The 11,892-nt window shown below is 53.6% G+C and carries 9 protein-coding genes; all 9 read left to right on the forward strand.

Annotated elements, in window-relative coordinates; translation table 11 throughout:
• Positions 1–38: 38 nt before the first annotated feature.
• The 9 genes from Pla144_RS07400 to Pla144_RS07440 all read left to right on the forward strand — a co-directional run bounded on the left by Pla144_RS07400 (position 39) and on the right by Pla144_RS07440 (position 11,886).
• On the forward strand, positions 39–1,292 hold the full coding sequence (locus Pla144_RS07400; RefSeq protein ID WP_146449563.1) for a hypothetical protein: 1,254 nt from the start codon (positions 39–41) through the stop codon (positions 1,290–1,292).
• A 203-nt stretch (positions 1,293–1,495) separates the two neighbouring features.
• Entirely contained in the window at positions 1,496–2,113 is a 618-nt protein-coding gene (locus Pla144_RS07405) for a DUF2513 domain-containing protein (RefSeq protein WP_197530463.1), read from the forward strand.
• A gap of 124 nt (positions 2,114–2,237) precedes the next feature.
• Positions 2,238–2,714 carry a hypothetical protein gene (locus Pla144_RS07410; protein ID WP_146449567.1) on the forward strand — a complete coding sequence of 159 codons (477 nt, stop codon included), beginning with the start codon at positions 2,238–2,240 and terminating at the stop codon, positions 2,712–2,714.
• A gap of 347 nt (positions 2,715–3,061) precedes the next feature.
• Positions 3,062–4,765 (forward strand): GspE/PulE family protein, encoded by a 1,704-nt coding sequence (locus Pla144_RS07415; protein WP_146449569.1) that lies wholly within the window; start codon positions 3,062–3,064, stop codon positions 4,763–4,765.
• A gap of 128 nt (positions 4,766–4,893) precedes the next feature.
• Entirely contained in the window at positions 4,894–5,997 is a 1,104-nt protein-coding gene (locus tag Pla144_RS07420; protein WP_146449571.1) for a type IV pilus twitching motility protein PilT, read from the forward strand.
• 92 nt (positions 5,998–6,089) lie between these two features.
• Positions 6,090–7,805 (forward strand): GspE/PulE family protein, encoded by a 1,716-nt coding sequence (locus tag Pla144_RS07425; RefSeq protein ID WP_146449574.1) that lies wholly within the window; start codon positions 6,090–6,092, stop codon positions 7,803–7,805.
• A 167-nt stretch (positions 7,806–7,972) separates the two neighbouring features.
• On the forward strand, positions 7,973–9,301 hold the full coding sequence (locus Pla144_RS07430) for a type II secretion system F family protein (protein WP_146449576.1): 1,329 nt from the start codon (positions 7,973–7,975) through the stop codon (positions 9,299–9,301).
• Positions 9,302–9,598: 297 nt separating this feature from the next.
• Positions 9,599–10,732 carry a type II secretion system protein gene (locus Pla144_RS07435; protein ID WP_146449578.1) on the forward strand — a complete coding sequence of 378 codons (1,134 nt, stop codon included), beginning with the start codon at positions 9,599–9,601 and terminating at the stop codon, positions 10,730–10,732.
• A complete protein-coding gene (locus Pla144_RS07440; RefSeq protein WP_146449580.1) occupies positions 10,732–11,886 on the forward strand; it encodes a prepilin-type N-terminal cleavage/methylation domain-containing protein in 1,155 nt (384 codons plus the stop codon). The genes Pla144_RS07435 and Pla144_RS07440 overlap by 1 nt, the downstream gene beginning before the upstream one ends.
• The last annotated feature ends 6 nt before the right edge of the window (positions 11,887–11,892 follow it).

Raw genomic sequence — 11,892 nt, forward strand, 5'->3', positions numbered from 1 at the left:
TTATCTCTCATACGGAACTTCTGGGCGGGTGTTTTTCAATGGTCAAGTTTCTGTGTGCCGCTCTGACCACCCTCGCCCTAGCCGATTTCTCCAGGGCTCAGATCTCCATCGATGGCTCTCTGGTGGGTGACGAGTCTGGGTATGGGACAGCACTCTCTATCCAGAACACCAACACCCAATACGGCAATGCAACCAATGGCGATCCACGAATTGCCTCGAGCGGCTCGGAAATTGACCAAGTCTTCGCCCAAGTAGCCGACGGCAGGCTCAACGTGCTCATCACGGGCAACTTGGAGAGCAATTTCAACAAGCTCAATGTATTTATCGATTCGAATCCTGGTGGGATGAACCAGATCGAAGGAACCAGTCTGCCAACGCAGGTCGATCCGTTTTGCTGTTCCGGCAGCGGTGCATTGCAACGATTCAACGGATTACGCTTTGACAATGGTTTCGAGGCCGATCACTTTCTCACCTTTTCCAACGGAAATCACATTTTCGGAGCGGGAATAGATATCTGGACTCTCTCGGCCTACTACGCTGACCTCACTCAAGGAACGGAAGGCAATAAAAGTGAGATTGGATTCCAACGATTTGCCGCTGGAGTGGAACCCGGATTCGGAATCGGCGTGCCCATCGATCAACTCAACAATGGTTGTACCGGCCCCGCAGATACCACCTGTTCGCCACTTGAGCACGAATTCGCAGAACCTGTTGATCTGATCAACGATCCCACCAACAGCCGCAACCATCGAAACTTTCTCAACAACATCGACATCCTGATGGCAATCGACAATAGCAACACGGCAGGGGTAAATGGCGGATCGGGAGCAGCAACCGGCAATCCGCAGAGCGTCCTGACAGGGATTGAGTTTTCCTTGCCCCTAGCGGTGCTCGGCAATCCTACCAGCGCAATCAAGCTTCTCGCGTTTATCGGCAACGGTGCTCACAATCACGTCTCCAATCAGTTTTCAGGAGTCGGTGTCTTGCTGGGAAACCTCGGCAGCCCGGGGTCGGTGAATCTCGCAAACATCGCCGGCAACCAATTCGTAACGATTCCTATATCCCCGGCAGACTTTGACGGCGATGGTGATGTCGATGGACGAGATTTTTTATTATGGCAAAGAGGTGGATCGCCCGCTGAATTGGGGCCAGCGGACTTGGCACTTTGGCAAGCTCAGTACGCATCCGTTGGAGGGGCACCGCCATCGGCTACCCGAGTTCCAGAACCCTACTTCATCAGCTGGGTGATTCTGGGACTTTGGCCAATAAGACTTGGTCCTAGGCGATTCTAACGACGTATCCGGAGACATCTGCTACCAGGTCCGATCCCAGCTAGCAATCGAACCGATCTTGACCCGTTCGGCTGATTGGGACAAATTCAGGCCGTTTCCGGGATTCGAATCCGCATCCTGGAAACATGAATCACGACCCAGGTCCGAGCTATCGGCGCTCGGCCACCCCAACTATTTCCCTGTGCAAATGGAGGTGCACATCTATGAAACGCGAATTGGATCTCGCCCGGCAATTGCTGCTGGACATCGAATCTCGGGGGCCTGACTGCTCAGTGAGCGTACTACGCCCTAATGTCAATCACAGCAGTGTGGCAAATCACGAATCGGAGGAGCGGATTCGGTACCACCTCCGCTTGCTGATCGATGCAGGCCTGTTGAAAGAAGTGGATCGCACGACGGCAGGCATTCCTTGCGTCCGCCTCACGCATGAGGGACATGAGCTCTTGGAGCTGGCCCGGCATGAAAATCTCTGGCGTGAAGCGAAATGGCTCTGCCAGGAACGAACGGGCGGCCTGTCGCTCACGGTGATTCGCACGTTTATGGTGCGACTAGCGGTTGGACCGAGCGGTACCCTCCCCCGGACAAGACGAACTTACCTGGCTCGACGTCCTAGGCTCGAGACAGATCGCATCGAGCCGATTCGCTATCTTCAGCGTGAGGACGCCGACGAGATGCTCGACGCAGACAGGTATCGCTATGTGCGGATTCGTCCAGAGATGACTGATCACTACGACCGCCCGTTGAGTTATGTGTCCGACTGGGATGAAGAACCCCGATTGAATGGCGAATTCGAAACCACGTTTCCGACCCAATTGATCTAAGCAGCGATCTACTCCAGATCGGTGATGAATCGGGGCGCTGCTCTCTAAAAGCAGCGCCCTTTTTCGTCGGTGAGCCGGGTCGTCCTCGATACCCGGCCAACTTGAAACCAGAAAGGCAAATTAAATGTGCTTCAATCAAGTTTTGATAGTGACGTTCGCAGCGATTCTTCTTCAGGCGCAGTCAGCACGCACGGCAACCCTTGAGAATGTTTCAACGGAGCCCAGCAACCCTGGGGCCGCGATTGCGTCGGACGAATCCCCCGCGAGCTCTCAGGATGCTGTCAATGTGGCCCTCGAATTACTGCGAATACAGGAGGAACTGGGAGGCTCGATCGTAAGTGATTTCGCGGAACCAGCGCAAGGCCATGCTCCTGTCTGGAATCCTCCCCCGGTCTCTTCCACTCCCCCAGCTCGACCCCATTCTAGTTGGGTTCCTCGGACGCTAAGCCCCGTCGAAGCTTTGCGGCAGACCTCCTGGCAGCTCGAACAATCGGCACATCTGTTGGAATCGCTCGACCTCTACGATCAGGCGGATGCGGTGCGTGAGACGGCAGCTGTCCTACGCAGCGATGCCCGAGAAATTAAATCTCAGCAGAAATAAGCTAAAAACCGAGAGACGAGAGTCCAGAGTCAGAATTCTGGCACTAAACTCTCCTCTCTCAGCTCTGGTCTCTTACATAATTGACATTTTGCCTTATCACCAGTAGCCTAGAGACTATGCGGTGAGATGGGGAATTACGTAACTCCCCAGGGGGCACGGACTTCTGTTCAGAATGATCAACCAGTCGGGCTGGGAGATGGTTTGCGTTCTGGCGGGGCCGTTCTTGACTTGCTAAGTGGTGTTGGTTTCCTCGGCGGCTAATTAGCCGGTAGGAACGATCACTGCGAGCGCAACTTCTCCCCCTTTGCCGCCTGATCCGAGGCAAAGCGAACAGAGACTTATCTTCGATGTCGAAATTTGGTGATTATCTCGTCAAGAAACGGGTCGTTGGTCCGGAGCAATTGCAAGAAGCCGAGACGGTGTCGACTTCTCGCCGGCTGAAGCTCCAAGAAGCGATCGTGCAATTAGGCTATGCCGCGCCCGAGCAGGTTTGGCGGGCCCTGGCCAATATGCACAAGTATGAGTACTACGATCTCAACAGCGTGCCGATCCCGCCTGCAGTTGTGGAATTGGTGCCCGAGTCTGTTGCTCGCGAAAATGCCGTGATTCCATTCTCTGAGGACGACGGCAAGTTGAAAGTAATCGTGAGCGATCCCGAGGATTTCGAAACTTTTGACAAGCTTCAATTCATTCTCAACCGCAAAGTTGAAATCGGCATCGCCACCAAGGAAAGCATCCTCGAGGCCATCAACCGCAACTACGGCCAGATGGACGGCGAGTCTGCCGACTCGATGTTGCAGGAATTCACCGACACGGCCATCGATTTCACCGAAACCGAAGGGGACGATGACGCAGGCGATGACGACGTGGTCGACGAGACCAGTGCCCCCATCGTGCGTCTTGTGCAGCTGATGATTACTGAAGCCGTGCAGTTGCGTGCTTCCGATATTCACGTCGAGCCCTTTGAAGATCGGGTCCGTATCCGCTATCGCATAGATGGTGTGCTGGTGGAACGCGACAGTCCTCCTCGGCGACTCTTGGGAGCCTTGCTCTCCCGTATCAAAATCCTTGCCAGGATGGATATTGCCGAGCGTCGTCGCACCCAGGACGGACGTATTAAGATTACCGCTGGTGGAAAAGAACTCGACCTTCGCGTGAGTATGTTGCCCACGACGCACGGCCAATCCTGCGTCATGCGACTGCTGGACAAGGACAATATCAAGGTGGGAGTCCGACAATTGGGGCTCTCTGAGGCCGATTTCCGTAAATTCCGCACCCTCATTCGCCGTCCCAATGGCATTTTTCTCGTGACTGGCCCTACAGGTTCCGGAAAGACGACCACACTCTACGCTGCCCTCAACGAACTCAATCGACCTGACCGTAAGATTATTACTGCTGAGGACCCTGTCGAATATTATCTCCCTGGAATTAACCAAGTAGAAGTTCGACACAACATCGGGCTAGACTTTGCTCTGATTATTCGTGCGATGTTGCGTCAGGCACCCAACATCATTCTGGTCGGCGAAATGCGCGATCACGAGACCGCCTCGATGGGTATTCAAGCCTCGCTTACCGGTCACTTGGTATTTAGCACATTGCACACCAACGATGCCCCTGGGGCGATCACCCGCATGGTTGACATGGGTGTGCCAGCCTATCTGGTAGCGGGAAGCATCATTGGTATTCTTGCCCAGCGGCTGGTGCGTGTGGTCTGCACCAAGTGTAAGCACCCTCATACTCCCACAGATGGCCAACTCGAATCGGCTGGCATCACTCCCGAGCAAGCTGCCTCGGCTACCTTCATGAAGGGGCAAGGATGTTCGCATTGCGGCAAGAGCGGCTATCGCGGCCGACTGGGCATCTTTGAGCTTATGATGATGAATTCCAAGGTTCGCGAACTTTCCTTCGCGGGAGCATCGACTCCTGAAATTCGCAAAGCGGCCATAAAATCTGGAATGACCACGCTTTACGACGACGGAATCCGCAAGGCCCTCGGGGGAATCACCACTTTGGAGGAGGTTTTCCGCGTCTCCAAGCGGACAGAAAGTTAGTCCAACACAATTCTGAGCAATTAGAATAAGAGTTAGTAGAAAGCCGCGGCAAAACGCAACAAATAGCTGCGTTGCAGCGCAACGACTGTTAGCCGCTTCGCAATGCGACACACGGAACAAAGAGACTTATGGGCACTATTCTTATCGACAAACTGCTCTCCGCGCAAGTTAAGCAAGGAGCGAGCGATTTGCATATCACGGTGGGCCAACCACCTGTGCTCCGGTTGCATGGTCACATGCAAAAGCTCAAGACCAAAGTGCTGGAGCCAGCCGACACCATGGGCCTGATGAAAAGCATCACCCCAGACCGCTGCCAGCAAGAATTCCAAGAAACCGGCAGTACCGACTTTGGGTTCGCCTTCGGAGATCAAGCCCGCTTTCGCGTGTCAGTGTTTCGCCAACGTGGCATGGTGGCCATGGTGCTGCGGCAGATTCCCGTGCATTTGATGAGCATGGAGGATCTTAAGATACCCCCTGTCTTCAAAGACCTTATCATGCGACCGCGCGGGTTGATTCTCGTGACCGGTCCGACGGGATCAGGAAAATCAACTTCCCTGGCCGCGATGATAGATTATCTGAACACGACGATCGATCATCACATCATCACTATCGAAGACCCGATCGAGTTTTACCACAACCATCGCAAATCGACGATCAACCAGCGCGAGGTCGGCGTCGATGTAACGTCCTTCGCCGAAGCAATTCGCCGCGCTTTGCGACAGGACCCCGACGTGATCCTCGTCGGTGAGTTGCGCGACCTGGAAACGATCGAAGCTGCCATCACCGCGGCAGAAACAGGTCACGTCGTGTTCGGCACCCTGCACACGAGTAGTGCGGCTGGCACAATCAACCGCGTTATCGACGTTTTTCCCACGAATCAGCAGGACCAAATTCGCACTCAATTGGGAAGTTCAATCATCGGCATTCTCGCCCAGCAATTGATACCGAAAATCGGCGGAGGCCGTATTGCGGCGTTCGAGACCCTGGTGGTGACCCCGGGTATTGCGAACCTGATCCGCGAAAACAAGATTTTTAGAATCACTTCCTCGATCCAAACAGGCGCCAAGCACGGCATGAAATTGCTCGACGACCACTTGTTCGAGCACTGGAAGAATGAGCTTGCCACCAAAGAAGACGTGCTCGCCAAAGCAAACATCCCCGATGAACTCGCCCGGCGGATCGCTTCCGCCGAACGCGGAGTCTTCGATGAACCCGAACCGGGCGAAGAGTGATGGAAGAATTTATGATTGATGAAAACACTACCGGAAGCTGACGCATCCGGCTCCCCTACCATCCACTAACCTCTAACCGCTAACCTCTATTCATGGCCTTACGTCGCATTGGACAAATCCTGGTTGACCTCGGATATATTTCCGACGAGCAGCTCGAAACGCTGGTCGAAGAACAAGAGCAACGCCCAGGTCAGCTCTTGGGGCAGGTCGCTATGGACATGGGACTGGTAAACGACGATCAGCTTGTCCAGGCCCTCGGCGAGCAGATGTCGCTGCGCACCGTAGCGCTCGGGGATTTGACTATAAATCCTGAAACACTGGAAAAAGTCACCGAGCCAATGGCCCAGATGTATCGCATCATCCCCATCGAGTTCGACGACAACACACTTACCATCGCCATGTGCGATCCACAGAACCTGAGCGTTCAAGACGAACTTCGCACATTCCTCGGATACAACATCCGCGTCGCCGTGGCGACGGAACCCGCTGTTTTGGCCGCCCTAGACCGATATTACGGTGAGAACACTGAGAGTGTCGAAAGCATCGTCCACGACCTGGAGATCGACAAGGACCTCGCAGCGGCAGTTGCCGCGGCTGAGGGGAATTCGGTCGATCTGGCAAGCGTCGAGGCCATGGCCGACAGCGCACCGGTCCGCAAACTGCTGAACATGGTGCTGCTGCTGGCAATCAAAGATCACGCGAGCGACTTGCACTTCGAGCCATTTGAAGACGAATTCCGCATCCGCATCAAGGCCGACGGGGTGCTCTATGAAATGGTTCCTCCACCTCGCCACCTCGCATTTGCAATTACCACTCGTATCAAGGTGATGGCCAACCTCGATATCGCCGAGCGTCGCATGCCTCAGGACGGACGCATCGAGCTCACAGTGGGTGGCCACCCGGTCGATCTGCGTGTGAGTGTGCTCCCCACGATGTTTGGTGAGAGCGTCGTAATGCGGGTACTCGACCGGTCGGTCGTGTCGCTTGACCTGCAAAAAGTAGGCATGAATGAAGACTTGCTCGCCATTTTCCGGGACGTGATTTCCAAACCCAATGGCATCGTCCTGGTGACAGGCCCAACGGGTTCCGGAAAAACGACCACGCTCTACTCGGCTCTCAATGAGCTCAATGTCATCTCGGATAAATTGATCACGACCGAGGACCCTGTCGAGTACGACATGGAAGGTATCATCCAGGTGCCAATCGATGCCGCGATCGGCAACACGTTTGCACAATGTCTGCGAGCGATTCTCAGGCAAGACCCGGACAAGATCCTGGTCGGCGAAATTCGCGACCTCGAGACCGCCGAGATTGCCGTCCAGGCCTCCCTCACGGGGCACATGGTGTTCAGCACATTGCACACAAACGACGCCCCCAGCACGATTACCCGCATGAAGGATATGGGGATTCCCACGTTCCTGATCACTGCCACAGTCGAGGCCATCCTGGCCCAGCGGCTGGTCCGCAAGGTCTGTGCCAAGTGCCGAGAAGAATATGTCCCGTCCAAGGAAATTCTCGACGATTTGGAGCTTTCTACCGCAGATCTGAAGGGAAAGAAATTTTATCGTGGCTCTGGCTGCGAAAACTGCAACAATACAGGATATAAGGGGCGCGTGGGACTTTTCGAACTCATGATCATGAATAACGAGCTTCGAGAGATGATCATGCAAAACTGTTCAACCGACGAACTCCGCAGAGCAGCACAGAAGGGGGGCATGTTCACCTTGCGTGATGCCGGTATGAAAGTTGCCTACGAAGGAGTCACCACTCCCGAAGAAGTTGTCCGAGAAACGATCATCGATGGATAGGAATAGAGGTTAGAGATTGGAGAATGAACGCTCTGTCATTTATCGTACATCTCTCTTCTCTCCATTGGAACGAAGGAGTTGGGGTTAGTGGTCAGAGGTTAAAGGTTAGCGGGAAAATTCTTACTTCCCCTAGCCTCTAACCTCTAACCCCTAACCTCTCAATTACTATGCCAACATTTCAATTTGAAGCGATGGATTCGACCGGCGCTGAGATCAAAGACGTGATCGAAGCGGCGACCGAGGAAGATGCCCAAGCCACGATTCGGCAGATGGGGTACTTCGTCACCAAGATCTCCGTCAAGAAGGCACGCAAGAAATCCGAGGGGGGACCCGGCAAGAAGAAACGTGGCTTCGTCTTCGGCGGCGTCAAATCAAAAGATCTCACCGCCTTCACCCGCCAACTCTCGATTCTTCAAGACGCGGGCCTGCCGATCTTGCGGAGCTTACGCATCCTCGGCGAACAGTCCAAGCCGGGCCGACTCAAGTACTCGCTTGAAGACACCTGCGAAGCGATCGAAGCCGGCGACACGCTCTCCGAAGCGATGGCCAAGGCCCCCAAGGCGTTCGACCGACTTTATGTGAACATGATCAAGGCGGGCGAAGCGGGTGGTGCCCTGGAAATCATTCTGCAGCGCCTCGCAGACTTCAAAGAACGGTCTGAATCGCTCAAGCGCAAGGTCAAGGGTGCGATGATCTATCCGATCGTCGTCGTGTCCGTGGCCGTCGGTATCTTGACGTTCATCATGATTAAGATCGTGCCGAGTTTCCAAGCGATTTTCGACGATTTCGATCTCGATCTGCCGCTCATGACGGTTTATCTGATTGCCTTCTCCCAGTGGTGCGTCAACTATTGGTACCTGATCCCCGGCGTGCCGATTGCTATCTGGCTCTTGATCAAACTGATTCGCAAGTTCAAGGCCGGCCGCATGGGCTGGGATCAGTTCACAATCAAGGTTCCCATCTTCGGCAGTCTGATCGAGAAGAACATCATGGCCCGCACCTCGCGAACCCTGGGGACGCTTATCTCCTCGGGTGTGCCAATCCTCGAAGCCCTGAACATTACCCGTGAGACCGCCGGCAATGCTGTGTTCGAAAAACTCTATGCCCGCATCAGCGAGCGGATCCGCGAGGGTGACGCGATTGCCCAGCCGATGAAGGAATACTCCAAGCTCAGCTTCCACCCGGTCGCCGCCTTCTTCTGGTTTTGCTTCATCGGTGGCCCCATCGGGTTATTGATCTACATGATGAAATACCGCCAACGGGTCGTCGACGACATTGTCGTGAACATGGTCGACGTCGGCGAAGAGACAGGCGAACTCGATACGATGCTCTACAAGGTGGCCGACACCTATGACGAAGAAGTCGCAGTGCTCACCGATGGCCTCACCAAGCTGATGGAACCGCTGCTGATCTTGTTCCTAGGTGGTGCCGTCGGCTTCATCGTGATCGCCCTCTTCATCCCTCTGGTGGAACTAATCAACGGACTAACGGGATAAGGAGCAAGTTGCGAGGCGCGAGTTTCGAGTCACGAGTAACAGTATTGTCTCGCGTCTCGCAACCCGACACTCGCGCCTCTCCTGTACTATTTCGCTACAATAAACTGCGCTGGCAGCACAGGGTGTTGGGTACTGAGGGCTGCTTCAACTAGCCCTACAGGGGGGTATGAATCGCATTTTGAGACTTTCCAGGCCTCTGAAAATGAGATTTTTCCATTTCCCGGCAAATAGTCCCTGCTAGCCCCCTTGCGCACATGATTTGCACGTAATTCAACCAGTTAAACAGGAGATTCTCAAATGGCACGGAAAAAAGAACAGAAGATAGAGGTTAGAGGCTGGAGGCTAGAGGCTTGGAATCCAACTAGCGCCCAGCGTCTAGCGTCTAGCGCCTTCACGCTCACCGAACTCTTGGTCGTGATCACGATCATCGCGATCTTGGCGGCCTTGATCACCGCCGGTGCTATGAACGCGCTGAACGCTTCCAAACGGGCCCGTATCTCTCTGGAGATCAACCAACTGGGACAGTCCATCGAAGAGGTCAAGAACAAGTACGGGGCGTATCCGCCGAACGGAATGAGTTTCCAAGGTGAATCCAACTACAGTGGAACTGTTGTCTCTCAACTTACGACCAGCGACTTCGAGCGAATGTTCAAGAAGGCGTTTCCTCGTAGCCAGGAACCTGTTGGTTTGATCCGTCGATTGGGTGGAGCAACGGGAAATCAGAATCCAGGCGATCCTTCCTTACTACCAAACGGCATGAATTCCGCCGAAGCCGTTTATTTTTGGCTTGGTGGATTTAGTGAGGATACTCAGTATCCTCTCTCCGGTCCTGGCGGACCTGCCTTTGATCCCACTTCAACGACCGGGGAAGTGCTCGAAAGCCGTAATCGCGAATACGAGTTTGATCTCGGGCGGCTTGGGCCACGAAATGACAGTGGTGTTTTCCACGATACTGACAATGGCGGGCAAGGGCGATATGTAACGTATGATAATCCAAAAAATACGGGGCCTGCAAGACTTCGCATCAACCTGTGGCGGTACAACCCGTCAGGTTCCGAACGGCCTTACTTGTATTTCGATGCCTCTCGTCACGATCCCATTGATTACGATCAAAATTTGACAGGTCTGGGGCAGAACGACTCGGTTCAAATCTACGCCCTCAAAAAACTTCGCGAAGGTTTTAGTACTTCGAACACTCCTGCCCCCAAGGACATTGTGTTCGTGAACAAAGGTAAGTTCCAAATACTCCATTCTGGCTTAGACGATGCCTGGGGCAGTTTTAAGCCTTTCAGCATTCTTAATGCATCTGGCAATGTTAATACCGGCGATGCCAGTGGAGTGTTCCTCTTCCCCACCGGCCCCTTCACTGGCGACGTGGCCGATACGCTCACCAACTTCACTCCCGGCACACTGGAGAGCGCACAAGAATAATGTCTGATTTAGGATTTGTGATTGATGATCTGAACACGCGTTCTAGGCGACACGCTCTCCTTGCGCGCACAAATCATAAATTCGCAATCATAAATCAGAAATCGCGTCTAGGCGTCACCCTGATCGAACTTCTGATCGCCATCGCGATCATCGCCACGCTCAGTGCCGTGTTCCTAGGGGCATCCCGCTCCGCCATGGAGTCCGCCCGCGCTGCCCGCACCAAAACCACGATCAGCAAACTCCACACGCTGCTCATGGAGCAGTATGCGAGTTACATGACGAGAACTATTGATCTCGCCCCAGGCTTTAAACAATCAATTAATGGCCTCCCAGCCAATGTCCGGACAGCAGTAACGCAAGATATGAGGCTGTTGGCATTGCGTGAACAAATGAAGTACGAAATGCCTGATCATTGGTCAGACCTAAATGATAATCCAGTCATGTTGTTCAGAAAGCCTGCGGTCGCCAGTATTTATGATCGGCGTTATCAGAAAGTCTTGAACTGGGCGAATGGCGACTCAGACAAATTAGCTAAAGTAGTCCAACATCAAGCTGCTGAATGCTTATATCTAACAATCATGTATCTCACAGGAGATGGTGAGGCGAGAACGCTCTTCAGTTCCCAGGACATCGGTGATACCGATGGAGATGGTGCTCCTGAATTCCTTGACGGTTGGGGCAATCCTATTGCTTGGGTTCGCTGGCCTGCTGGTTTTGTCGCACGTTCCTCTCTTATGGCCGGCGACACAACGACGGATCATGATCCTTTCGATCCCTTCAAAAGAAACCTTGCTGATGTGCTTCCTGCAGGAGGAAGTGCCTATCCGTTGAATGATGTGTTCGTTAGACAAGCGGTAGACCAGTTAAGAGGAACTAACAATTCTACGTCCAATCAGTTAACCGGATTTCGTCTGGTGCCTTTAATTTATTCGTCGGGTCCGGATGGGATTTCAGACATCAATACTGCTGGCAATAGGAGCATAATTTCAAGTGGAATTGCGTTGGATCCATATGCTATTGATCCGGCTTTCTCCACTTTATCATTTTCTCCTACGACTCCCAATTATCAGACAGGTCTCCCCTCTGATGGTAACAACGATGGCGAAGACAACTCCGTCGACAACATCCACAACCACGTACTTGATAATAGATGAGGAAGG

The organism is Bythopirellula polymerisocia (assembly GCF_007860015.1).
GTDB lineage: Bacteria > Planctomycetota > Planctomycetia > Pirellulales > Lacipirellulaceae > Bythopirellula > Bythopirellula polymerisocia.